Genomic DNA, 24,735 nt, shown 5'->3' with positions numbered 1-24,735 from the left:
GTCGCACTGCGACGATCGTCTCCGTGGCCACACTGATCGAGGTCGGCGACGCCGGCGACCCCCGTCTCGACGACTACCGCGACCTCACCACCGCGGATCGCCGTCCCGATCGCCCAGGTGGGCGCGGGTTGGTGATCGCCGAGGGTGTCGTGGTCGTCCGCCGATTGATCGATTCACCGTACCCCGTCCGGTCCATTCTCGGCGTTCCTCGACGGCTCGCCGAGCTAGCGGCCGACCTCGCCGGTCTCGACGTGCCCGCGTACGCCGTCGACGCCGACACGATGGCCGCCGCCGTCGGCTTCCACCTCAACCGCGGCGTGCTCGCCGTCGCGGACCGGGCCCGACCACCAGAGGTGCGCGCACTCGCGGCGGGTGCGCAGGTGCTGGCCGTCGCGGAGGGCGTCAACGACCACGAGAATCTCGGCAGCCTGTTCCGCAACGCCGCGGCCCTGGGCGTCGACGGGGTGCTGCTCGGACCGCGCTGCGCGGATCCGCTGTACCGGCGCAGCGTTCGCGTCTCGATGGGGCACGTGCTGCGGGTGCCGTTCGCGGAGCTGCCGGGGGAGTGGCCGAACTCACTGCACGTGCTGCGGGCGGCCGGGCTGCGCGTGGCGGCGCTGACCCCCGCACCGGACGCGCTGCCGCTCGCCGCGGCCGGCCTGGCGGGCGTGCGCACCGCGCTGCTGCTGGGTGCGGAGGGCCCTGGTCTCACCCCCGAGGCACTCGCTGCCGCCGACCTCCGGGTACGGATCCCGATGGCCACGGGGGTCGACTCTCTCAATGTCGCAACGGCTGCCGCAGTGGCCTTCCACGAGGTGATGCGGTCCGTACGCTGAGATCGTGCTGCACCTCGGGGGAAGTGCACTGTTGCAGGAGAGCGACGTCGGCGACGTCCGGCTGACCGACGACCTGCGCGACGCGCTGCGCGAGTGGGTGACGGTCGCGGAGACCGTGCGCCGTTCGGGGGATGCGCACGAACTGGATCTGCTGAGCCGGCGCGGCCGGCAACTCGCCCTGCGCGTCGCGGACGCGTTGGGCAGGCCGGTGGAGTTCGTCGACCCCGTCTCGGGGGAGGTGGAGTCGATCCGCATCGAGGCAGCCGCGCGGTTGACCCCGGTCCGCGAGTCGCCGTCGTCGACGCCCTGGGGTACCGGTCTCGCGGTGGCGGCGTTCTTCGCCGTGCTCGTCACGGTCGCCGACGTCGTGCTGGCCCGGGCGTTCGCGGGTGCGTTCGGGCTGCTGTGGATACCGGCGAACCTGCTGGTGACGGCCGGGACGGCGCCGTCGCTGTGGATGGCGCGCGAGGTGCCGTTCTGGCGGTGGCCGGCGCTCGGTGCCGCGGCCGGCGTGGTCGTCGCGTGGGTCGTGATGCTGCTGGGGCTGCTCGGCTGAGCTCGAAGATCGACGAAAAGGGGACATGAGGCTCGTATGCGAGCCTCATGTCCCCGAATCGCTGATCAGTAGGGGCTCAGCGCGGTCCGCGGACCCCCAGGAGCACCTCGTCCCACGACGGCATCACCGGCTTGCCCTTGCGGGTGCGCTTCGACGCGGCGGGCGCCTTCTGCTCCGCCGGCTCGGTGGGCTCGGCGGCCGGAGCCGCCTCGGCCTCGGCGGGCTCGGCTGCGGTCGCCGGCTCGTCCGCCGCCGGTTCGCTCGGGGCCGCCGTGCTCTCCGCGGCGACCGCCGTGTCGGGGACGTCCGCTTCCGCGGCGGCCTGCTCCGGCTCCGGCGCGGCCGGAGCCGCTGCCGAGGTGATCCGGGCAGCTGCTGCGGACGCCGCTTCGAGCTCCGACGCGATCGGTGATTCCGTGGCCGGGGTGGGCTCCTCAGCAGGAGCGGCCGCGCCAGCCGTCTCCGCGGGCGCCGTGTCGTCGGCGACCGTGACCTCGTCGGTCGCAGCAGCGGGCGTCGGCACGGCGGTCCGTGCCGCGGGCACGGTGACCTGGTCGCCAGGTGCTGATGTGGTCGACGGCGCGGGTGCGGTCGACACCCCCGACCGGTTCACGCCGCGTTCCCAGGGGGCCCATTCCGCCGTCGTCCGGTCTGCGCGCCGCTCCGTCGTGGTCGGCGGGACGGCGTCCGACCGGGGGGCCGCCGGACGGGGGTCGGCGAGAGGTTCGGCCGACCGGTAGGGGTCGGGCCGCACCGCGGGACGGGGATCGGGGGTCGGCTCCGTCGGCCGGTAGGTACCGGCACGTTCGACCGGGGCCTCGGTCTGCCGCTGCGGTGGCGGCGTGGGGCGCCACGGCTCCGACGGGGTGCGGCTCGCGGTCCGTGCCGGGTCGGGGCCGAACGGCATCCGCTCGCGGTAGCTGTCGGACGCGGCCGCGCGCCACTGCTCCACCGGCGACGGCGTGGGCGGCGGCTCCTCCTCCGGCCGGGTCATGTCGACCACCGCACCGACCGTCCGCAGCGGCCGCGCCGGCAGTCCCTCGACCAGGTCGCTCGCGTGCTCGTCCAGCGCGGTGACCGTGCCGCCGTGCGCCCCCGGCTGGAACACCCAGTGCGCCCGGTTGTCCGAGCGTCCCGCGCGCCAGCTCAGGGCGACCACCCAGCGGCCGTCTTCGCCCTTCCACGAGTCCCACTTGGCGCCCTCGTAGGTCTGGCCGCGCAGCCCGAGCGTGTGCGCGACGACCTCGGCGAGGGTGCGGTTGTCCGGGCCGTCGGCGCGCATCGGGTGGGCGCGCTGTGCGTTGTCCGCGGTCCGGAAGCGTTCGGTCAGCACCGGATAGGCGAAGCGTTCGATCTTCTGCTCCGGCACCCCCGCTGCCGTGGCCACCTGCTCCACGGACGCTCCGGCGCGGATCCGGGCCTGGATCTCTCGTGGTCGCAACTGGCTCTCCAACTCGATCGCAATCTGGCCGAGACGGGAGAGATCGCCCCGCGCGGCAGCGCGCAGCCGCTCGTCGGCCGGCACTGTGTAGCGCTCGAGCCGAACCGGGTCTTCGAGGACGACCTCACCGTCCTCGGTGAGCCCGACGACCCGCAACGCCCGCATGGGTCGCTCTCCCCCCGCTCGTCGTCCCCGTGTGGGTGACCGTAGATGCCGAATTGCAACCTGCGGCGGAGGCGCGCCGAGTGCAGGTCGCACGCACTATCGGCCCCTACCGCAGTGATCTTGTCCAGGTTTGCACACCTGCGGGGGGAATATGATCACGAGAAGGGTGTGGTCGCCGAACGGTCAGCGTGTCGCGCGCCACGCCCCCGTCAGGAGAGGTGCTCGACCACCCAGTCGACGCACGCCGTGAGGGCGGAGACGTCGTCCGGGTCGACCGCCGGGAACATGCCGACCCGCAGCTGGTTGCGGCCGAGCTTGCGGTAGGGCTCGGTGTCGACGATCCCGTTCGCCCGCAGCACCTTCGCGACGGCCGCGGCGTCCACCGCGTCGTCGAAGTCGACCGTGCCGACCACCTGGGAGCGGTGGGCGGGCTCCTGGACGAACGGCGTGGCGTACGCCGACTTCTCGGCCCAGCCGTAGAGCCGCTCCGCCGAGTCGGCGGTGCGGGCGGTGCATCCGTCGAGGCCGCCGAGCCCGAGCATCCAGTCGATCTGCTCGGCGAGCAGGTAGAGGGTGGCGACCGCGGGCGTGTTGTAGGTCTGGTCTTTGCCGGAGTTGTCGACGGCGGTGGCCAGCGACAGGAACGGGGGGATCCAGCGGTCCGACGCGGCGAGCTCGGCGACGCGCTCCAGCGCGGCCGGGCTCAGCAGAGCGATGAAGAGGCCGCCGTCGGCGGCGAAGCTCTTCTGCGGCGCGAAGTAGTAGGCGTCGGCCTGCGCGACGTCGACGGGCAGGCCGCCCGCGCCCGACGTCGCGTCGATCACCACGAGCTGGTCCGCCGTCGCACCCTCGGGCCGCACGACCGGCACCATCACACCCGTCGACGTCTCGTTGTGCGCCCAGGCGAGGACGTCGCAGGCCGGGTCCGTCCGCGGCGCCGGTGCGGACCCGGCGTCCGCCTTGACGATCACTGGGTCGGCCAGGAACGGCGCGCCCGCGGTCGACTCGGCGAACTTCGCGGAGAACTCGCCGTAGGTGAGGTGCAGCGAGCGCTCGCGGACCAGGCCGAACGCCGCGGCGTCCCAGAAGGCGGTGGAACCGCCGTTGCCCAGCACGACCTGGTAGCCCGCGGGCAGGGAGAACAGCTCGGCGAGCCCCGCACGGACCCGGCCGACCAGCGACTTCACCGGCTTCTGCCGGTGGCTCGTGCCCATGAACGCCGCGCCGGGACCCGCCAGCGCCGCGAGCTGCTCCGGGCGCACCTTCGACGGTCCGCAGCCGAAGCGCCCGTCGGCGGGCTTGAGGTCTGCGGGGATCTTCAGCTCGGCACTGGTCACGGCGGTCACGGATTCCAGTGTCCCAGCCGGTGCGGCGTCAGCCTTGTGGCCCCCGGTACATCCGCCGATAGGCCCCGGGCGAGACCCCGATCGCGGCCCGCAGGTGCTGGCGCAGTGATGTGGCGGTGCCGAACCCGGCGTCGGCGGCGATCCGCTCGACAGGGAGGTCGCTCGTCTCCAGCAGCCGGCGGGCCAGCGCGACCCGCTGTGCGGCGAGCCACGTGTGCGGGCTCTGGCCGGTCTCGTCGCGGAAGCGGCGGGTGAACGTGCGCACGCTCATCGCTGCGTGCCCGGCGAGCCGGGTCAGGGGGAGCGGCTCGGCGAGGCGTTCGAGCGCGAAGGTGCGCGCCGCACGGATGCTCGGCCCCGCTTCTGCAGGAGGCGCCTCGACGCTGAACTGCGACTGCCCGCCGTCGCGCCACGGTGCGACGACGTTGCGCCGCGCCACCCGGTTCGCGACCTCCGTGCCGTGGTCGCGCCGGACGAGGTGCAGCAGCAGGTCGATCCCCGCGGCGTTGCCCGCGGAGGTGAGCACGTCGCCGTCGTCGACGTAGAGGACGTCGGGATCGAGGCGCACCGAGGGGAAGAAGGAGTGGAACGGCTCCGTGCGCATCCAGTGCGTGGTGGCGGGACGCCCGTCGAGCACGCCGGCGGCGGCGAGCACGAACGCGCCGGTGCAGATCGACACCAGCCGCGCGTTGGGCTGCCGCGTGGCGAGCGCGGCCGCCAGCGCAGGCTCGAGCCGACCCTCGGCGACCGGCGGCCCGCCCACGATGCCCGGGACGACGATCGTCGCCGCCGTGCGCAGGATCGACGCGTCGTGGTCCGGCAGCACCGAGTAGTGCGCCGACGTGCGGACGGGGCCGCCGTCGACCGTGCACGTCCGCACGCGGTAGAGCGGGCGGCCGTCGTCGTCCACCGCGCCGCCGAGGAACCGGTGGGGTAGGCCGAGCTCGAAGGCGACGACGTGGGGCAGGGCGAGGACGGCGACCTCCGTCACCGGGGGTACGAGATCGGGGGACTTCGCATGATCCGTCCGATCGGCCGGAACGCCCCGATCTCGTACCCCCGTCATGGCCGGATCTTTTCACATGTTGGCTTTCGGGCCACTGTCTGAGGCCGACGAAGTTTGCGAATGTGGAGCCGTGACGCAGACCGCCGCGCCGGCTCCGACCACCCGCCGCATCCATCCCGCCTGGTGGGCGGCCGCCGCGACCTTCCTGGCGCTCCTCGGCGCCGCAGCCTTCCGGGCCACGCCCAGCGTGATGATCGAGCCGTTGCGGGCGGAGTTCGGCTGGTCGATCGGCACGATCTCGGCGGCGCTGTCGGTCAACCTGGCCCTGTTCGGGATCACGGCGCCGTTCGCCGCCGCGCTGATGGAGCGCTTCGGTGTGCGGCGGGTCGTGTCGATCGCGCTGCTGATGGTCGCTACCGGCAGCGGGCTGACCGTGTTCATGACGGCGTCGTGGCAGCTCGTGATGCTGTGGGGCGTCATCGTCGGGCTCGGCACGGGCTCGATGGCCATGGCATTGGTTGCGACGGTGGTCGGGCGGTGGTTCGTCGCCCGGCGTGGCCTCGTCTCCGGCATCCTCACCGCCGCCAGCGCCACCGGGCAGCTGATCTTCCTCCCGACGATCGCGCGCATCGTGCTCGCCGACGGCTGGCGCGCGGCGTCGCTGACGATCAGCGTGTGCGCGCTCGCCGTCATCCCGGTCGTGCTGCTGTTCCTGCGCGAGCGGCCGGCGGACCTGGGCGAGCTGCCCTACGGCGGCACGCCTGCGGACGTCGTCCCGCCGATGCGCACCGGAGCGGCGCGGCTGGCGGTCGGGACGCTGGCGCACGCCGCCCGCGTCCGAACGTTCTGGCTGCTCGCGGGCGGCTTCTTCGTCTGCGGCGCCACGACGACGGGGCTGGTCCAGCAGCACTTCATGCCGGCGGCGCACGACCACGGCATGCCGGTGACGACGGCGGCCACCCTGCTCGCGCTGGTTGGGGTCTTCGACCTCGTCGGCACGATCGGGTCGGGCTGGCTGACCGACCGGTTCGACCCGCGGATCCTGCTCGGGGCCTACTACGGCCTGCGCGGGGTGTCGCTGGCGCTACTGGTGCCCCTGTTCGGCGCCGACCTCAACGCGAGCGTGCTCGCCTTCGTCATCTTCTACGGACTCGACTGGGTCGCGACCGTGCCGCCGACCTTGGCGCTGACCCGCGAGGCGTTCGGAGCTGCGTCGCCGATCGTGTTCGGCTGGATCTTCGCCTCGCACCAGCTCGGTGCGGCGTGCGCGGCGCTGGTCGCCGGCATCACGCGCGACGCGCTGGGCAGCTACGACGCGGCCTGGTACGGCGGGGCGGTGCTGTGCGTAGTGGGCGCGGCGCTGTCGCTGTCGATCCGGCGGAACCGCCCGGTCGCCCTCGTCGCGCCCCTGGCGTGAGCGCCCGCCCCGTTGCCAGGAAGGCCACCTTCATGACGTGTGGTGCCCTGAAGGTGGCCTTCCTGACATCCCCGGTGCGGCTCAGGAGTGGGTGATCTCCGCCCAGCCCTCGACCTCCGTCGGTGTGCGCGGCGCCGGGCCGATGTACTGCGCCGACGGGCGCACCAGCTTGCTCTCCTGCTTCTGCTCGAGGATGTGCGCCGACCAGCCCGCGGTGCGCGCCGCGGTGAACATCGACGGCATCATCTGCGGTGGCACCTGCGCGAAGTCGAGGATCACCGCGGCCCAGAACTCGACGTTCGTCTCGATCGCCCGGTCCGGGCGCCGCTCGCGCAGAACCGTCAGCGCCGCCTGCTCCAGCGCCGCCGCGGCCTCGTAGCGGGGCGCGTCGAGCTCGCGGCAGGTGCGCCGGAGCACCCGGGCCCGAGGGTCCTCGGCCCGGTACACCCGGTGCCCGAAGCCCATCAACCGTTCCCCGCGGTCGAGGATGCCGGCGACCAGGCCGGCCGGGTCGCCCGACCGCTCCACCTCCTCGATCATCGGCAGCACCCGCGCCGGAGCCCCGCCGTGCAGGGGCCCCGACATCGCGCCGATCGCTCCCGACAGCGCCGCCGCCGCGTCCGCGCCGGTCGAGGCGATCACGCGGGCGGTGAACGTCGAGGCGTTGAGCCCGTGCTCCGCGGCCGACACCCAGTACGCGTCGACGGCCCGCACGTGTGCGGGGTCGGGCTCGCCCCGCCAGCGCGTCATGAACCGCTCGGTGATCGTCGCGCACTCGTCGATCCGCCGCTGCGGGACGGCGGGCACCCCGATCCCGCGCGCCGACTGCGCGACGTACGACAGCGCCATCACCGACGCCCGCGCCAGATTCTCCCGCGCCTCGTCGTCGGTGACGTCGAGCAGCGGCTTGTAGCCCCAGTACGGGGCGAGCATCGCGAGGCCGGCCTGGACGTCGACGCGCACGTCGCCGCTGTGCACCGGGATCGGGAAGGGCTCGGCGGGCGGCAGCCCCGGACCGAAGCGCCCGTCGACGAGCAGGGCCCAGACGTTCCCGAACGTCACTCGCCCGGCGAGGTCCTCGACGTCGACGCCGCGGTAGCGCAGGGCCCCGCCGTCACGGTCCGGCTCGGCGATCCGGGTGCGGAAGGCGACATGCCCCTCCAGTCCGGGGCGGAACCCGGCGGGCGGTGGTGGAGTGGTGGAGACCGGGGAATTCGTCGGGGACATCGTTGGCCCTCCTCGTTGGTCCGGGGCGATCGCCGACCCGTACGGCTGACGCCGCTGCCCTCGCCGGGTGACGGCGCGGACGTGCAAGAACGGTCCCTCCGCCACACGGGTACAGGCAATGGCCGTGTGGGTGGTATAGGTCACCGTGCTAGCTATCCCAATCGGGTACCTCTAGCGTCGGATCACACGACGACGTGGAGGTGCCATGGAAGCCCAGCTCGCCCAGATGCGTGTCGACTACCGCCGGGACGAGCTGGACGTCGGCGATCTCGCCGACACCTGGTACGAGCAACTGGCCCGCTGGCTCGACGACGCCACCGCGGACGGGGTCGTCGAGCCGAACGCGATGGTGCTCGCCACCACGTCCGACGACTGCATACCCAGCACTCGCACCGTGCTCTGCAAGGACGTCGACGAGCGGGGGGTGGTGTTCTACACCAACTACACCTCGGCGAAGAGCCACGACCTGCGCACGATGCGCCGCGCCGCCGCGACCTTTCCCTGGTACGCGCAGCAGCGGCAGGTGAGCCTGCGCGGTGAGGTCGAGCGGGTCAGCAACGAGGAGACCCGCGCCTACTGGGCGACCCGCCCGCGCGGGTCGCAGCTCGGCGCGTGGGCGTCGGCGCAGTCGGCCTACGTGCGCGACCGCGACGCGCTCGACGCCGCGCTGGCGGTCACCGAGCGCCGGTTCCCCGAGACCGCCGAGGTGCCGGTGCCGCCGCACTGGGGCGGATGGCGGATCGTCCCGGACCGCGTCGAGTTCTGGCAGGGCCGGGCGAACCGGATGCACGACCGGCTGCGGTTCGAGCAGAACGCGGTCGACCGGTCGTGGCAGGTGCGCCGGCTCGCGCCCTGACCATTCGGGCGTACCGGGCAGCGGCCCGGCGACGCACCGGAGCCGGTGGTAGTCCTGGACGGGTGACGATGCGCGACGAGGACCCGACCCGGCCCGTTCCGGAGGGTCGCGACGATGGTCCGACGCGTCCGTTGCGCAAGGGGCCGGACGCGCCCACCCGCCGGTTCTCGACGGCCGTGCGGGGGGCGCTCGCCGACACCCGCCCCCTGCGCACGCCGGCCTACCGGCGGCTGTGGACGGCCGGGATCGTGACGGTCGTCGGCGCGCAGCTCACGGTCGTCGCGGTGCCCACGCAGATCTACCTGCTCACCGGCTCGTCGGCGTACGTCGGCCTGACCGGCATCTTCGGGCTCGTCCCGCTCGTGTTCTTCGGCCTGTGGGGCGGCGCGATCGCCGACGCCGTCGACCGGCGGGTGCTGCTCCTGCTGACCGGCGCCGGGATCGCCGCCATGTCGCTGGTGCTGTGGGTGACGGCGGCGACCGGGGTCGGCGGGGTCTGGCTGGTGCTGTGCCTGTTCGCGGTGCAGACGGCGTTCCTGGCGGTCAACCAGCCGACCCGCAGCGCGGTGATCCCACGCCTGCTGCCCGCCGAGCAACTACCGGCGGCGAACGCGCTGAACATGACGGTCGTGCAGGCCGGGGCCGTGGCGGGCCCGCTGCTGGCCGGGGTGCTGATCCCGGTGATCGGCCTGCCGACCCTCTACCTGCTCGACGCCGTCGCGCTGCTCGCCACGCTCTGGGCGACCTGGCGCCTGCCCCCGGTGCCGCCCGCCGCCCCCGAAGGGCGTCGGCAGCGGGCCGGACTCCAGGAGATCGTCGACGGGTTCCGCTACCTCGCCCTGCACAAGGTGCTGCTGGTGTCGTTCCTCATCGACATCGTGGCGATGGGTTTCGGCATGCCACGTGTGGTCTTCCCCGAGATGGCGGAGCGGACCTTCGGCGACCCGCGGGGCGGCGGAATCGCGCTGGGCCTGCTGTTCGCCGCGATCCCGATCGGCATGGTCGCGGCCGGGCTGTTCTCCGGCTGGCTGCACCGGGTGAGCAGGCAGGGTGTCGCGGTGACAGTGGCGATCTGCATCTGGGGAGCGGGGGTGGCCCTCTTCGGGCTGACGCACTCGCTCTGGCTCGCCGTGCTGTTCCTCGCCGTGGCCGGTGCGGGCGACCTGGTCAGCTCGGTCTACCGGTCGTCGATGTTGCAGACCGTCGCCACGGACGAGATGCGCGGCCGGATGCAGGGCGTCTTCATCGTGGTCGTCGCCGGCGGGCCCCGGATCGCCGACCTGTGGCACGGCCCGGCCGCCGCGGGCTTCGGCCCGGGGACGGCGGCGACGGTCGGCGGAGTGGCGGTGATCGTCGCTGCGCTCGCGGTGGTGGCCCGCTACCCGCAGTTCTGGCGTTACCGGGGAGCTACCGCGTGACGAGCCTGTACCGAAATCCCGCGAGGCCGTGACGTCGGGACCGCCGGGCAGGACCATTCCGACATGGCGGACGCAGTGGCGGATCAGGATATCGAGTCCACTTCGGGGCAACCGGAGCTGAAGCGGGCGATCGGCCCGGGGTTGCTGCTGTTCTTCGTGATCGGCGACATCCTCGGCACCGGCATCTACGCGCTCACCGGCTCGGTGGCCGGCGTCATCGGCGGTGCGCTCTGGTTGCCGTTCCTGCTCGCCTTCGCGGTCGCCTTCATCACGGCCTTCAGCTACCTGGAGCTGGTCGGCAAGTACCCCCGAGCAGCCGGGGCCGCGCTCTACACGCACAAGGCGTTCGGGATCAACTTCCTGACGTTCATGGTCACCTTCACCGTGATGGCGTCGGGGGTGACCTCGGCCGCCACGGCGGCGAAGGCGTTCGGCGACACGTACCTGCGGCAGTTCGTCACGCTGCCGACCTGGGCCGTCGCCACCGTCTTCGTCATCGGGCTCGCAGTGATCAACTTCCGCGGGGTGGGGGAGTCGGTCAAGGCCAACGTGGTGTTGACCTGCATCGAGCTCTCCGGCCTGCTGCTGATCATCGGGGTCGGGGTGTACGCGGTGATGCAGGGCCGGGGGGACGCCTCGCGCCTCGTCGAGATCAACACGGGCGACACCTCGGCGTTCCTCGCGATCACGGCGGCGACGTCGCTGGCGTTCTTCGCGATGGTCGGGTTCGAGGACTCGGTGAACATGGCCGAGGAGTGCCACAACCCGCCGCGGATCTTCCCGCGGGCCATGCTGCTCGGCATGGGCGTCGCTGCGGCGATCTACGTGATCGTCGCGGTGCTCTCGTCGATGCTGGTGCCCGCGGACGTGCTCGCCGCCGCGAAGAGCGACGCCCTGTTCAAGGTGCTCGACGCGGGTGCGCCCGGCTTCCCGCTGGCCGTGTTCGCGGCGATCGGGCTCTTCGCCGTCGTCAACTCCGCCCTGATCAACATGCTGATGGCCAGCCGGCTGCTCTACGGCATGGCCAACGAGCGGATCATCCCGCGCCCGTTCGGCCGCGTGCACCAGAACCGCCGAACGCCGTGGGTCTCGATCGTGTTCACCAGCGCCGTCGCGATCGTCCTCGTGATCTCGGCGGACATCACGCTGCTGGGCGGCACGACCGCGTTGCTGCTGCTGGCGGTCTTCACGATCGTCAACGTGGCGGTGCTCGTCCTGCGCAGGCGCGACCCCGTCGACCGCCCGCACTTCCGCGCGCCCGGCTGGGCGCCGTACGCGGGCATCGTGCTCTGCGGGTTCCTCGCGACGCCCCTGTCCGGGCGACCGTTGCAGCAGTTCCTGGTGGCTGGGATCCTGTTGGCGGTCGGTGTCGTCCTCTGGGTAATCAACCGGCTCGTCGTCGGGCGTGTCGACGTGGACCCGACCCATCTGACGAAGGGGTGACACCCGACCGGTGTGACCCATGTCAACGAGTGGCGTTCGAGCCACCCGAACGGAGCCGCGGCGGATTAGCGTTGCGACCGGGAGCACGACTCAGACGGAGTTCGACTCATCGGTGAGAGGGACCGACACATGGCCGACGAGCCTGGCAAGACCGCCACCCTGCACACCTCGGGTGGCGAGCTCGAGATGACGATCCGGCCCGCCACCGAGGGCGCATCGGCGTTCGAGATCGGCAAGTTGCTGTCGACCACCGGCCTGACGACCTACGACCCCGGCTACGGCAACACGGCTCCGGTGTCGTCGGCGATCACCTACATCGACGGCGACGCAGGGATCCTGCGCTACCGCGGCTACCCGATCGACCAGCTGGCGGAGAAGTCGACGTTCCTGGAGACCAGCTACCTGCTGATCTACGGGGAGCTGCCGACCAAGGACGAGCTGGACGCGTTCACCAAGAAGATCAGCCGGCACACGCTGCTGCACGAGGACCTCAAGGCGTTCTTCTCCGGTTTCCCGCGCGACGCGCACCCGATGCCGGTGCTGTCGTCCGCGGTGTCGGCGCTCTCGACGTTCTACCAGGACGCGCTGGACCCGTTCGACGAGGACGCGGTCGAGCTGTCCACGGTGCGGCTGCTGGCCAAGCTGCCCACGATCGCGGCGTACGCCTACAAGAAGTCGATCGGCCAGCCGTTCCTCTACCCGGACAACTCGCTGGGTCTGATCGAGAACTTCCTGCGGATGACCTTCGGCTTCCCGGCGGAGCCCTACGAGGTGGACCCGGAGTTCGTCAAGGCGCTGGACCTGCTGCTGATCCTGCACGCCGACCACGAGCAGAACTGTTCGACCTCGACGGTGCGCCTGGTGGGTTCGGCCCAGGCGAACCTGTTCGCGTCGGTGTCGGCGGGGATCAACGCGTTGTTCGGGCCGCTGCACGGCGGGGCGAACGAGGCGGTGCTGTCGATGCTGGGGCGGATCCGCGATGTCGAAGAGGGCAACGTCGATGCGTTCGTCGAGCGGGTCAAGCAGAAGGAGAAGGGCGCGAAGCTGATGGGCTTCGGGCACCGGGTGTACAAGAACTACGACCCGCGCGCGAAGATCGTGAAGGCGAGCGCGGACGAGGTGCTCAAGAAGCTCGGGGTGACCGACCCGCTGCTCGACATCGCCAAGGCGTTGGAGGAGCGGGCGCTGGCCGACGACTACTTCATCGAGCGCAAGCTCTACCCGAACGTCGACTTCTACACCGGCGTGATCTACCGGGCGATGGGCTTCCCGACGAAGATGTTCACGGTGCTGTTCGCGCTCGGCCGGCTGCCGGGGTGGATCTCGCACTGGCGGGAGATGATCCAGGACCCCGAGAACCGGATCGGCCGCCCGCGCCAGCTCTACGTCGGCCCGACGGAGCGCAGCTACGTCTCGATGCCGGAGCGCTGACCCGGCCCCTGACGAGGTGGACCCGGCCGCGAGGTTCGCAGCATGGTGGCTTTGCTGCACTCCCACCGCAGCAAAGCCACCATGCTGAGTTCCCGACGGGCCCCGGTCGGCGCGCGCGGGCACGCCGGGGTCGCTAGCGTCGCGGCATGAGCGCCGTCGACGACCCTGCGCCCTACGGCACGGCCGTCGTCTGGTTCCGCCGCGACCTGCGCGTGCGCGACCAGCCGACGTTCCTCGCCGCCGCCGACGGTGCCGCTCGCGCCCTCGCGCTGTTCGTGCTCGATCCCGCGCTGCTCGACCCGTCGGGGGCGCCCCGGCGTACGGTGCTCTACCGCTGCCTGCGCGAGCTCGACGAGAAACTCGGCGGGCGGCTGCTCGTCGTCCGCGGCGACCCGGCTGACGTCGTGCCCCACGTCGCTGCGGCTGTCGACGCGCGGCAGGTGCACGCCGCCGCGGACTTCGGGCCCTACGGGCGCACCCGTGACGAGGCCGTCGAGAAGGCGCTCGCCGAGCACGGGCGCGAGTTCGTGCGCTCCGGGTCGCCGTACGCGGTCGCGCCCGGACGGGTGACCAAGCCCGACGGCACGCCGTACAAGGTGTTCACCCCGTTCCGTCGGGCCTGGCAGCAGCACGGCTGGCGGCGGCCCGCCGACACCGATGCCCGCACGGTCGAGTGGCTCGATCCCGACGACAAGCACGGCGGTCCCCGCCGCACCCGGATCCCGGACGACGACCGCGTCGAGGCCGAGCTCCCGCCCGCGGGCGAGCAGGTGGCGCTGGCGCGGTGGCAGGAGTTCCTCGACGACGGCGCGACCGCCTACAAGCGCACCCGAGACCGTCCGGACCGGCCTGGCACGTCGCGGATGTCGGTGCACCTCAAGTACGGCACGGTGCACCCACGCACGCTGCTGGCCGACCTCGCCGGCCGTAGTGGGGACGGCGTGGAGAGCGTGCGCTCCGAGCTGGCTTGGCGGGAGTTCTACGCGGACGTCCTGTGGCACCGCCCCGATTCCGCCCGGAAGAACTTCGACCGCCGGTTCGACGCCCTGCCCTCGGACTCGGGGCCCGCCGCGGACGAGCATTTCGCCGCGTGGGCGGAGGGCCGCACCGGGTTTCCGATCGTCGACGCCGGGATGCGCCAGCTGCGTGAGATGGCGTGGGTGCACAACCGGGTGCGGATGATCGTGGCGAGCTTCCTCGTCAAGGACCTGCACCTGCCGTGGCAGCGCGGCGCCCGGCACTTCATGCACTACCTCGCCGACGGCGACCTGGCGTCGAACAACCACGGCTGGCAGTGGGTCGCTGGCACGGGCACCGACGCCGCGCCGTTCTTCCGAGTGTTCAACCCGGTGGTGCAGGGGGAGAAGTTCGACCCGGAGGGCGACTACGTGCGGCGCTTCGTCCCGGAACTGCGCGACGTGCCCGGCAAGGCGGTGCACCGGCCGTGGGAGCTGCCCGGCGGGCCGCCGAATGGCTACCCCCGTCCCATCGTGGACCACGCGGAGGAGCGTCGAGCGGCGTTGGACCGGTACGAGCAGGTCAGGGGCGGCTCGGCCTGACCGCCGACGGTCTTGTCGGTGCGGTCCCCTACCCTTTCGGCGCAACGGGGAGGTGCTGCATGACCGAGAAGCAGACCCGGCGCCGGCGCGCAGTCCTGGTGCCGCTGCTGGCAGTCGGAGTAGCCGCCTGGGCCGTCCGGTCCCGGCTCACCGAGCGTCGCACGCTGCACGACAGCTGGCAGGCGCTCCCGCCGCGCCCGGTTCCGGCCGCGGAGCCCGTCCTGGCGGCAGCGCCCGTCGCCGTTGACGAGCCCGCCGAGCCGGACGCGCAGCTGGAGCTCATGGTGTCCGAGCCGGTCGTGGAGCCGGTGTCCGAGCCGGAGCCCGTCCTCGCCCGGGCGCGAGCCGTTCCCGCCGCCTCCGCCGTCGCGTCCGTGACCGCGCCTGCGCTGCCCGACACGCCGTTCGGTCCCGGCTCCGTGCGCGCGTCCGCCGACGGCTCGTCGCCGGACGCCGACCACGTCGTCAAGGGCAAGTCCGCCACGCGGGTGTTCTACGCACCCGGCAGCCCGTACTACGCGCGCACCCGCGCCGACGTGTGGTTCCGCACCGCGGACGACGCCCGCGCCGCAGGCTTCACCCCCCGGGCGCCCCGCCGATCGTAGGGCCGCGCGGTCTACGCGGTCTCGAACGGGATCGTGAGGCCGTACCCCCGGATCTTGCGGTAGATCGTCGCCCGCGACATCCCGAGCTGGCGGGCGGCCTCGGCCTTGTTGCCGTCGGTGTCCAGGAGCGCGTCGACGATCGCGTCGCACTCGATCGCCTCCAGCGGTGTGAGCACCCTGCGGGTGGTCGCGCGGCACTCCGGGGGCAGGTCGGACAGCTCGATCGTGCCGGACCGGCGGCGGGCCACCGTCGTCCGCAGCACCTGGTAGAGCTGCTCGACGTTGCCGGGCCACAGGTTGCGCATGAGCACCCGCATCACCGCGGGTGAGACCGACAGGCACCCGCCCCGGGTCAATCGGGTCAGCAGGTGCGGGACGAGCTCCGCGACGTCTTCGACATGGTGGCGCAGCGGCGGCACCTCGACGGTGCGCGGGAACAACGTCAGCAGGTTCGCGAGGTCGCCGTCGCGGTCGCCCCGCTGCCTGCCGGTGGTGACCACCACCCAGTGCCCGTCGACGTCGGTCGACTCGCGGTAGGGCTCGAGCACGTCGGCGAGCACGGCCATGGCCTCCGGCGGCAGCGTGTCGACGTGGGTCAGCAGCAGCGTCCCCCCGCCGGTGGCCAGTTCGTCGATGACGTCCGCGATCCAGCGCGGCCCGTACTCCGCGGCGTCGAGCACCCGCAGGTGGGCCGCCGGTGTGCGGCTCTGGTGGACCGCGCGGGCCAACGTGGCCTTCCCCGCGCCGGGCTCACCCTCGAGCACCAGCCACTCAGGCGTCCGGAAGGCCCGGTCGACGGCCTGGCGGCACTTCGCCCACAGCGGTCCCGACCCCACCGCGGCCGGGAGCGCGGGCGGCAGCGTCGAGCGGGAACTGGTCACGGCGGTCTGGCCGATCACCTGAACGAGGGCGACGCCGCCGAAGCGGGCTCCCTCGATGAAGCTCGGCTTGCACTGCACCCGGGCGATCAGGCCGCTCGGCAGGTCGACCAGCAACTGCTGGCGACGCCCCGTCCCCAGCGCCTCGGCGATCTCGGCGAGCAGCGGCCCCTGGTCGGCGGGGGCGAGCAGTTCGCGTGCGCGGTCGTTGAGCATCAACAGGTCGTCGCCGACGGCGAGCACGGCGTCGCGGTTGCGCCGGCAGGCGGTGAGGTAGTCGTGCAGCAGCGTGTGCTCCCGACGCCCGGACTGCTCCAGCAGCATCGCCTCGATGCGCCGGGCCAGGGCCGTCACGGCCGCCGCCATCATCGGGCCGGCCTCGCGACGCCAGCAGGTGAGGTCGACGACGCCGAGGACCTTGCGCGTGACCGGGTGCCGGACCGGCACCCCGGCGCAGGCGAACTCCTCCAGGTGCTCGACGTAGTGCTCGTGGCCGAACACCCGCGCCGGGCCGCCGCCCTCCAGCGCCGTCCCGATGCCGTTCGTGCCGACGTGCTCTTCGGAGTAGCTGAAGCCGGGGGCCAGCCACACCCGGTCCAGGCTCCTCTCGAGCCGTGTGTCGCCGGTGTCGCGGGTGAGCACGATGCCGTTGGCGTCGCAGAGGATGACGCTGACGGGCTCGGAGGCGAACTGCTCGGCGGCCTCGGCCAGCACGGGCCGTGCGGCGCGCAGCAGGGTGGTCTCACCGTCCAGGTCGGACTCGAACGGGACGTCGAGGTGGTCGAGCGGGACGCGCCAGAGCCGCGACCGGGTCCACGACGCCAGGATCGGCTCCCGGACGACGTCGCGCGGCGCGGCGCCGTCGGAGAGGAACGAGGCACGGGCGAGCGCCAGGCGGGCCGAACCGGGGTCTTCCGGGGCCAGGAGTGCCTGCGCACCTCCCGCCGGCGTTCCCGGTACGGGATGTCCGTCGTGCGTCGCTTCGGCCAAGCCGACCTCCTCGGAGCTGCAACGGTCCGTGGTCGAGCGCGATCTGTGACCCCCGTCTCGGTCCACGATAGGCAGACGCACGAACCCACGAGTCTCATATTGAGACCTCGGCCTCGCCACGGGAAGGGTGTGATCCGAGCCACGAGGCCACACCGGTTCCCGCGACCGGTGCGGCCCCGGACCGCTGTCGGAGTCGACGACGCCCGCGTCCGTCGTGACTCACGGCCATCCACCACCGTGAGGAGTCCACGTGAGTCGGCAGAGTCTGGCGAAGGCTCATCAGAAGATCCAGGAGCTCGCCTGGGAGCCGCAGTACCACGAGCCGTACATGAAGTACGGCACCGACTACACCTTCCGGAAAGCCGCGAAGAAGGACCCGCTCAAGCAGGTTCTTCGGTCCTACTTCCCGATGGAGGAGGAGAAGGACAATCGCGTCTACGGCGCTCAGGACGGCGCCATCCGCGGGAACATGTTCCGCCAGGTGCAGGAGCGCTGGCTGGAGTGGCAGAAGCTCTTCCTCTCGATCATCCCGTTGCCCGAGATCTCGGCGGCGCGCTCGATGCCGATGCTGTTCCACGTGGTTCCGAACCCGGAGCTGCACAACGGCCAGGCGATCCAGATGATCGACGAGGTCCGCCACTCGACGATCCAGCAGAACCTCAAGCGCCTGTACATGAACAACTACATCGACCCCGCAGGCTTCAACAACAGCCTGCGGAACTTCCAGAGCGACTACTGCGGCACCATCGGCCGCCAGTTCGCCGAGGGGTTCATCACCGGTGACGCGATCACGGCAGCCAGCATCTACCTGACGATCGTCGCCGAGACGGCGTTCACGAACACCCTGTTCGTGGCCATGCCGGCCGAGGCCGCGGCGAACGGCGACTACCTGCTGCCGACGGTGTTCCACTCGGTCCAGTCCGACGAGTCGCGGCACATCTCCAACGGTTACGCCACCCTGCTGATGGCGCTGTCGGACGAGGACAACCGCCAGCTGCTCGAGCGCGACCTGCGCTACGCGTGGTGGAACAACCACCGCGTGGTCGACGCCGCGATCGGCACGTTCATCGAGTACGGCACGAAGGACCGCCGCAAGGACCGCGAGTCGTACGCCGAGATGTGGCGTCGCTGGATCTACGACGACTACTACCGCGCCTACCTGGTGCCGCTCGAGAAGTACGGCCTGACGATCCCGCACGACCTCGTCGAGGAGTCGTGGAAGCAGATCTGGGAGAAGGGCTACGTCCACGAGGTCGCCCAGTTCTTCGCCACCGGTTGGCTCGCCAACTACTGGCGTATCGACGGGATGACCGACGAGGACTTCGAGTGGTTCGAGTACAAGTACCCCGGGTGGTACGACAAGTACGGCAAGTGGTGGGAGAACTACTCGCGCCTGGCCAAGCCCAACGGGCACAACGCGATCGTGGCCGAGGACGTCGACTACGTGTACCCGCACCGCTGCTGGACCTGCATGGTGCCGTGTCTGGTCCGTGAGGACATGGTCATGGCCGAGGTCGACGGCCAGTGGCGCACGTACTGCCACGAGGTGTGCCGCTGGACCGACGTCGAGGCGTTCCGGCCCACGTACCAGGGCCGGGAGACCCCGAACATGGGCCGGCTCGTCGGCCACCGTGAGTGGGAGACGCTCTACCACGGGTGGAACTGGGCCGACGTGATCACGGACATGGGCTTCGTCCGTGACGACGGGAAGACGATGACGGCGCAGCCGCATCTCGACCTCGACCCCAAGAAGATGTGGACGCTGGACCACATGCGGCGGATGGGCCCGCTGCTGAGCCCCAACGTGATCCTCAACGAGATGAGCGACACGGAGCGGGATGCGTTCCACGCCGACTACATCCGCCAGGGACCGGCCGGACGACCGGCACCTACCGACGCCTGAGCGCGGGTCAGGCGAGGGGGGAGGGCCGGCCCGACCGGCCCTCCCCTTGCCCAACCCTGCCCGGGTCCACCCGACGACCACATGAGGACGGGTTTCCGTGGGTGACAAGCACGTCGTCCGGTTCGAGCCGGTCGGTATCGAGATCGAGGTCGACGAGAACCAGACCATCCTGCGCGCGGCCGCCGAGCAGGGCGTGCAGCTCATGCACGGCTGCAAGGAGGGTCAGTGCGCCGCCTGCAAGTCCTTCGTCCTCGAGGGTGAGGACATCGAGCTCGACAGCTACTCGACGTTCGCCCTGCCGGACTACGAGAAGGAGGAGGGCTCGACCCTGCTCTGCCGGGCGCACGCCTACGAGGACCTGGTGATCGAGCTCCTCAACTACGACGAGGAGATCATCCGGGGCGGGCTGCCGCTGCGCACCGGCGTCGTCGAGGTCGTGTCGAACGAGCCGGTCACCCACGATCTCCGCCACCTGGTCGTGAAGCTCATCGAGCCCGAGGAGATCAAGTTCTTCCCGGGCCAGTACATGGACTTCGTCGTGCCCGGCACGGAGGAGACCCGGTCGTTCTCGATGGCGAACACGCCGAACAGGGACGGCCACTTCGAGTTCGTCATCAAGATCTACCCCGGTGGGCTGTTCTCGGAGTTCCTGGCCGAGAAGGTGCAGCTCGGCGACCAGTTGAAGGTGGAGGCGCCGTTCGGCACCTTCACCCTGCGCGAGAGCCGCACGTCGGACCTGCTGTTCCTCGGCGGCGGCGCCGGTATGGCCCCCATGCTCGGCCTGCTGCGGTCCATGGCCGAGCGCGGGGTCGACCGCAAGGTCAGCTTCTACTACGGCGCGCGCACGCAGCAGGACCTGTGCTTCATCGGGGAGCTTGCGGAGCTGTCGGAGCGGCTGTCCGAGTTCACCTACATTCCCGCGTTGTCGCACGCCCCGGACGACGACCCCTGGGACGGAGAGCGGGGAATGATCACCGATGTCGTCCGCCGCTGCGAGTCGGGGCTGGCCGGGGTGGACGCCTACGTCTGCGGTCCGCCCCCGATGGTCGACGCGGCCATCGAGACGCTGACCGCGCTGGGAGTCAAAGAGAACAACATCTTCTACGACAAGTTCACCACCACCGGTGAGCCGGAGGCCTGACCCCGACCGGAGAGGCGGAACTGCTCCATGTCCACCACGGAACGTCCCGAACGCAGCGTCCCGAAACCCGTCTTCACCGATGCCGAGGCGGGTGCGCGCGAATTCCCTGACTCGGGCGCGAGCGCCCGCCGGTACAACTACTTCACCCCGGCCAAGCGCAAGCAGACCCACTACGAAGACGTCACCGTCGACGTCCAGCCCGACCCGCGGCACTACCTCTCCCAGGGCTGGATCTACGGCTTCGCCAACGGCGAGGCCGGATATCCGCTGCACTGGACCAAGCTGAAGGCCTGGGGCGTCGACGAGCCCGAGCCGGCACGCGGAATCGGCAGCGGCGGGTTGCACGTGAAGAACTGGCCGGCGCACGGCTGGCACGAGTTCCGCGACCCGAACGAGGAGTGGGAGCAGACCCTCTACCGCTACAACGCCAATGTCGTGCGGCAGACGAACCAGAACGTCGAGAACGCCCGAAACTCCAAGGCGTTCGACTTCTGGTCGCCGAACTGGGTGCATTTCGTCGAACGGCACGTCGGCGCCTGGATGCACATCGAGCACATCCTCGGGCTGTACGTGTTCGGCTCGAGCGAGCGCTCCGCGCCGACGAACATGCACAACACGGCGCTGGCGGCCAACAGCACCCGCAAGATCCGGTTCGCCCAGGACCTCGCCCTCTACAACCTCACCCTGAGCGAGGAGATCGAGGGATTCGACGGCGCCGCGCACGTCGAGGCCTGGAACTCCGACGCCGAGTGGCAGGGTGCACGCAGGCTGACCGAGGCGCTCACGGCGATCGAGGACGACTGGGCGGAGTCGGTGTTCGCCACGAACGTCGTGTTCGAGCCGCTGGTCGGCGAGCTGTTCCGGAGCAACCTGGTCATGCAGACCGCCGCGCCGCACGGTGACTTCATCACCCCGACGGTGATCGGCGCCGGTGAGAACGACTACGCCCAGCGCGACCTGCGCTGGACCGTCGCCTGCTTCGCCCCGCTCGTGTCGGACAAGGAGTTCGCCGACCACAACCGGCAGCTCATGAGCGCGTGGCTGGCGAAATGGGTGCCGCAGGCGCTGGAGGCCGCCCGGACGATGCAGCCCCTGTGGTCGGCGGCCGACCACAAGCCTCCGCGTTTCGAGGACAGCCTCGACAAGGCGAAGAACCGGTTCTCCGGGATCTGCCGCGATCTCGGTCTCGACACCCCCGAGGAGCTGAAGCAGTGACCTCCGCCAGGACCTCCTTCAAGACCGCCGAGAGCCCGTACAAGGCGGACAACACCGCGTCGGGCAAAGCCGGTGTGACGCTGATGAACAGCCAGGTCGGCGTTGTCGTCGCCGACGTCATGAACCGGCAGGACAACGTGACTGTCACGTACCTGCCGTCCATGATCCGGGTGGACTGCGTGGGCCGGATGGACTTCGTCTACGCCGAGATCTCCGAAGCACTCGGCGAGGAGGAGGGCTTCTACACGGCCGCCGAGTTCGAGGAGAACATGTCCACGCACTACGGGAAAATGATCCACATGGACGACCGGACCGTCATGTTCGGAAATCTCGAGGAGGCGGCCGAGTTCATCGGCGACATGCTCCCGCCCGAGGTGGCGAAGAACGCCATCGAGGAAATTCAGTAGTTCGCTCGGTACGGGTCGCCGTCCGCGCACGCCCGTGCGGGCGGCGGCCCGTTCTCGTTGATTTGCACCCGCGCCGCAGACCAACGCTCGTCTTAACAGGAGGTCCCGTCAATGGCGAAGGAACTGAGATTCGGCGAGGAGGGCCGCCGGCTGCTCCAGGCCGGCGTCGACCAGCTCGCCGAAGCCGTGAAGAGCACTCTCGGCCCGAAGGGCCGCAACGTCATCCTGGAGAAGATCACCGGGTCGCCCGAGGTGACCAACGACGGCGTGACCATCGCCCGGGAGATCCATCTCCGCGATCCCTTCGAGAACATGGGTGCCCAGCTCGTCAAGGAAGCGGCGGTCAAGACCAACGACACCGTCGGCGACGGGACCACCACCGCCACCGTGCTGGCCCAGGCGATCGTCAACCAGGGCATGCTCGCGGTGCACTCGGGCGGCAACCCCGTGCTGGTCAAGCGGGGCATCGACATCGCCGTGAACACGGTGGTCGAGCATCTCGCGAGCGTCGCGCACCCCGTGTCGTCCGAGGAGGACTACGCGCGCGTCGCGGCGATCTCGGCCAACGACGACTACGCGATCGGGCGCGTGGTGGCCAAGGCCCTGCACACCGTCGGCGACGACGGCACGGTGACCGTGGAGGACTCCTCGCAGCTCGGGATCTCACTCGGCTTCGTCGAGGACTTCGAGTTCGACAACGGCTACCTGACCCCCTACATGGTCACCGACCCCGGCCGGCTCGAGGCCGTCCTCGACGACCCGTACCTCCTCTTCTCCGCGGAGAAGATCAAGGACGTGCAGCAGCTCATGCCGGTGCTCGACAAGATCATGCGTGGTGACCGGCGCCCGCTGGTGATCGTCGCGGAGACCGTCGAGGGCACCGCCCTGCAGATGCTCGTGCACAACCACGTCAACCGGGTCTTCCAGACCGTCGCGATCAAGGCGCCCGGCTTCGGGCAGAAGCGCATCCACCTGCTGGAGGACATGGCGGCGCTGTGCGGCGGCAAGGTGCACAGCAAGAGCTCGTCGTTCGCGCTGGAGCAGATGACGACCGAGCACCTCGGCCGCGCCCGGCAGGTCCGGGTGACCGGCGACAACACGACGATCATCGGCGGCGGTGGGGACCGCGAGGCGCTGGAGCTGCGGCTCACCCAGCTGCGCGCCGAGCTCAACCGCGCCACGATCGGGACGGACGAGGACTTCTTCGGCGACCGCATCGCCCGCCTCTCGGGCAAGGCCGCGATCATCGGGGTGGGGGCGCCGACCAACGCCGAGTCCAAGGAGATCCGCCACCGCGTCGACGACTCGCTCCAGGCCACCCGGGCCGCCATCGCCGAGGGCATCGTCGCAGGTGGCGGGGCCGCGCTGCTGCACGCGGAGGTGTCGCTGGACGCGCTCGACGTCGCCGGTGACTACCGGATCGGCGTCGAGATCGTCCGCTCGGCGTTGAGCGAGCCGGTGCACCTCATCGCGGCCAACGCGGGCTACGACGGCGACGACGTGGTCAAGCAGGTCTCCGCCGCGGGGGTGGACGAGGGCTTCGACGCGCTGGAGGGCCGGTTCGGCAACATGGTCGAGATGGGGATCATCGACCCGCTGCGGGTGGTGCGGTCTGCGCTGCAGAACGGGGCGTCGGTGGCGGGGCTGATCCTCACCACGAACTCGTTGGTGGCGGAGGAGGTCACGCCCTGGAACAAGTCGCTGATGACGGAGTTCGGGCAGCTGGACGAGGGGATCCCGCAGCCGAGCCCGGACTCCTCGACACCGCAGTCCATGGGCCTGGGCCCGTCGATGGGCTGATCTCCGTTCGACGCGCGGCTCGGGTGGGCGGCCGGATGTAGCGAAAGCGGCGTTGGGTGCACTGAACGCACCGAACGCCGCTTTCGCTACATGAGGGAGGGCTCAGTCGACGGTGCGTATGGCCCGCACCGGGGGCCGCGGTCGCCGTGCCGCCGCCGCGTAGGTGGCGACGAGCGTCGCCATCGACCCGGCCGGGTCGCGGTGGAGCGCGGTCGGCAGCACCGGAAGCACCATGACGTTCGCGGCCGTCATGTCGGCGGTGCGCGTGATCTCCCGCGCGTACGACTCGGGGTGCAGGTGCCAGGCGTAGGAGTTGATCTCCCAGTTCAACGCGACCTCGTCGAACCACGCGTCCGCTATCCCGAGCAGCCGGCCACGGTCGTCGTACACAGGCACGTTCCACCATGGGGCGGGCAGCCCACTGCGCGCCACCAGGCGCTTGGCGTCGCGTTCGGCCGTCGATCTGACGCCCTCTGAGACGTCGACGAGAACGCGGCGTGGTGTCGCCGACCCGCGCTGGCTGCCCTCTCGCAGCTCAGCCGCCAGCTGCGCCGGGGTGCACAGGCGGCGCTGGACCGTGTCGGCTATCAGTTCGGTGATCTCGGCAGCGGAGTGGAGGCGCCGTGCGCCATCCAGGCAGGCGCGGACCACGGGGGTCAGCGGCACGCCGTCGCGCACGATCGCCGGCGGGAGCCGCGTGGTCCGCTCGACGACCACGAACTCCGACCCCTTGAGCTGCCGCTCCTCGGGCACGAGCAGGTGGACCTTCCGCGGCGGCTCGGGCCCGCGGCGCACACCGTATCGACGGCAGGCCTCCAGGCCGGTCACGAGCGCGTCGGGGCCGCCGTACATCAGCGCGGCGGTGATCTCCTGCTGCCGTGTGGCCGGTCCGCTGCCGAGCAGGACGATGCCGGGCAGCAGGCGTCGCCACGGCCCGCCGTCTTGGCATCGGCGGGCGACGGTGGGCCCCGGCACGCCGAGACCGACGAGCGCCGCCACGGGGATCACGCGGTCGCGTGCCGAGCGCCGCAGCGCCTCGGGGTCGCTGGCCCAACGTCCACGTCGCATGGCCCGGATCGTGACCTGCCGGTGGTG

20 protein-coding genes are annotated in these 24,735 nt (G+C 71.2%); 14 read left to right on the top strand and 6 right to left on the bottom strand.

Going from position 1 to position 24,735, the window contains the following annotated elements; genetic code table 11:
* Positions 1-23 precede the first annotated feature (23 nt).
* A complete protein-coding gene (locus RM445_RS08925) occupies positions 24-836 on the top strand; it encodes a TrmH family RNA methyltransferase (protein WP_311555659.1) in 813 nt (270 codons plus the stop codon).
* Between the two features lie 4 nt (positions 837-840).
* A complete protein-coding gene (locus RM445_RS08920; protein ID WP_311555658.1) occupies positions 841-1,392 on the top strand; it encodes a DUF2537 domain-containing protein in 552 nt (183 codons plus the stop codon).
* 76 nt (positions 1,393-1,468) lie between these two features.
* Here the strand turns inward: RM445_RS08920 and sepH are convergent, their stop codons facing one another.
* The 3 genes from sepH to RM445_RS08905 all read right to left on the bottom strand — a co-directional run bounded on the left by sepH (position 1,469) and on the right by RM445_RS08905 (position 5,335).
* Complete coding sequence (gene sepH, locus RM445_RS08915; protein WP_311555657.1) at positions 1,469-2,998, bottom strand: septation protein SepH; 1,530 nt, start codon at positions 2,996-2,998, stop codon at positions 1,469-1,471.
* 209 nt (positions 2,999-3,207) lie between these two features.
* A complete protein-coding gene (gene serC / locus RM445_RS08910) occupies positions 3,208-4,335 on the bottom strand; it encodes a phosphoserine transaminase (RefSeq protein ID WP_311555758.1) in 1,128 nt (375 codons plus the stop codon).
* Positions 4,336-4,372: 37 nt separating this feature from the next.
* A complete protein-coding gene (locus RM445_RS08905; protein ID WP_311555656.1) occupies positions 4,373-5,335 on the bottom strand; it encodes a GlxA family transcriptional regulator in 963 nt (320 codons plus the stop codon).
* 145 nt (positions 5,336-5,480) lie between these two features.
* Between RM445_RS08905 and RM445_RS08900 the strand changes: the two genes are divergently transcribed.
* Positions 5,481-6,767, top strand: a complete 1,287-nt coding sequence (locus RM445_RS08900) for an MFS transporter (protein ID WP_311555655.1) — start codon at positions 5,481-5,483, stop codon at positions 6,765-6,767.
* A gap of 81 nt (positions 6,768-6,848) precedes the next feature.
* Here the strand turns inward: RM445_RS08900 and RM445_RS08895 are convergent, their stop codons facing one another.
* The gene (locus RM445_RS08895) at positions 6,849-7,994 is read right to left on the bottom strand and encodes a citrate synthase 2 (RefSeq protein WP_311555654.1); all 1,146 of its coding nucleotides are present in this window, start codon (positions 7,992-7,994) and stop codon (positions 6,849-6,851) included.
* Positions 7,995-8,199: 205 nt separating this feature from the next.
* On the opposite strand from RM445_RS08895, the gene pdxH reads away from it, so the two are divergent.
* The 6 genes from pdxH to RM445_RS08865 all read left to right on the top strand — a co-directional run bounded on the left by pdxH (position 8,200) and on the right by RM445_RS08865 (position 15,306).
* Positions 8,200-8,850, top strand: coding sequence for a pyridoxamine 5'-phosphate oxidase (gene pdxH, locus RM445_RS08890; RefSeq protein WP_311555653.1), 651 nt, complete (start codon positions 8,200-8,202; stop codon positions 8,848-8,850).
* 68 nt (positions 8,851-8,918) lie between these two features.
* The gene (locus RM445_RS08885) at positions 8,919-10,268 is read left to right on the top strand and encodes an MFS transporter (protein WP_397469264.1); all 1,350 of its coding nucleotides are present in this window, start codon (positions 8,919-8,921) and stop codon (positions 10,266-10,268) included.
* A gap of 63 nt (positions 10,269-10,331) precedes the next feature.
* Positions 10,332-11,711, top strand: a complete 1,380-nt coding sequence (locus RM445_RS08880; RefSeq protein ID WP_311555651.1) for an APC family permease — start codon at positions 10,332-10,334, stop codon at positions 11,709-11,711.
* 129 nt (positions 11,712-11,840) lie between these two features.
* Positions 11,841-13,142 carry a citrate synthase gene (locus RM445_RS08875; protein WP_311555650.1) on the top strand — a complete coding sequence of 434 codons (1,302 nt, stop codon included), beginning with the start codon at positions 11,841-11,843 and terminating at the stop codon, positions 13,140-13,142.
* Between the two features lie 146 nt (positions 13,143-13,288).
* Positions 13,289-14,701 (top strand): cryptochrome/photolyase family protein, encoded by a 1,413-nt coding sequence (locus RM445_RS08870; protein ID WP_311555649.1) that lies wholly within the window; start codon positions 13,289-13,291, stop codon positions 14,699-14,701.
* A 59-nt stretch (positions 14,702-14,760) separates the two neighbouring features.
* The gene (locus RM445_RS08865; protein ID WP_311555648.1) at positions 14,761-15,306 is read left to right on the top strand and encodes a sunset domain-containing protein; all 546 of its coding nucleotides are present in this window, start codon (positions 14,761-14,763) and stop codon (positions 15,304-15,306) included.
* Positions 15,307-15,317: 11 nt separating this feature from the next.
* On the opposite strand, the gene RM445_RS08860 is transcribed toward RM445_RS08865, so the two are convergent.
* Positions 15,318-17,174, bottom strand: a complete 1,857-nt coding sequence (locus RM445_RS08860; RefSeq protein WP_311555647.1) for a sigma-54-dependent Fis family transcriptional regulator — start codon at positions 17,172-17,174, stop codon at positions 15,318-15,320.
* A 265-nt stretch (positions 17,175-17,439) separates the two neighbouring features.
* Here RM445_RS08860 and RM445_RS08855 point away from each other — a divergent pair, with 265 nt between their 5' ends.
* The 5 genes from RM445_RS08855 to groL all read left to right on the top strand — a co-directional run bounded on the left by RM445_RS08855 (position 17,440) and on the right by groL (position 23,640).
* Positions 17,440-19,077 (top strand): ferritin family protein, encoded by a 1,638-nt coding sequence (locus RM445_RS08855; RefSeq protein ID WP_311555757.1) that lies wholly within the window; start codon positions 17,440-17,442, stop codon positions 19,075-19,077.
* 97 nt (positions 19,078-19,174) lie between these two features.
* On the top strand, positions 19,175-20,218 hold the full coding sequence (locus RM445_RS08850; protein ID WP_311555646.1) for an FAD-binding oxidoreductase: 1,044 nt from the start codon (positions 19,175-19,177) through the stop codon (positions 20,216-20,218).
* Positions 20,219-20,245: 27 nt separating this feature from the next.
* On the top strand, positions 20,246-21,433 hold the full coding sequence (locus RM445_RS08845; RefSeq protein WP_311555645.1) for a ferritin family protein: 1,188 nt from the start codon (positions 20,246-20,248) through the stop codon (positions 21,431-21,433).
* Positions 21,430-21,840 (top strand): propane 2-monooxygenase effector subunit MimD, encoded by a 411-nt coding sequence (gene mimD / locus RM445_RS08840; RefSeq protein WP_311555644.1) that lies wholly within the window; start codon positions 21,430-21,432, stop codon positions 21,838-21,840. Before RM445_RS08845 ends, mimD begins: the two co-directional genes overlap by 4 nt.
* Positions 21,841-21,951: 111 nt before the next feature.
* Positions 21,952-23,640: a chaperonin GroEL gene (gene groL, locus RM445_RS08835; RefSeq protein WP_311555643.1), complete on the top strand. Its 1,689-nt coding sequence runs from the start codon at positions 21,952-21,954 to the stop codon at positions 23,638-23,640.
* A gap of 102 nt (positions 23,641-23,742) precedes the next feature.
* On the opposite strand, the gene RM445_RS08830 is transcribed toward groL, so the two are convergent.
* On the bottom strand, positions 23,743-24,708 hold the full coding sequence (locus RM445_RS08830) for a hypothetical protein (RefSeq protein WP_311555642.1): 966 nt from the start codon (positions 24,706-24,708) through the stop codon (positions 23,743-23,745).
* Positions 24,709-24,735: the final 27 nt, after the last annotated feature.

This window comes from Pseudonocardia charpentierae (assembly GCF_031845345.1).
GTDB classification, from domain to species: Bacteria; Actinomycetota; Actinomycetes; order Mycobacteriales; family Pseudonocardiaceae; genus Pseudonocardia; species Pseudonocardia charpentierae.
This window is presented reverse-complemented; position numbering and strand designations above follow the sequence as displayed.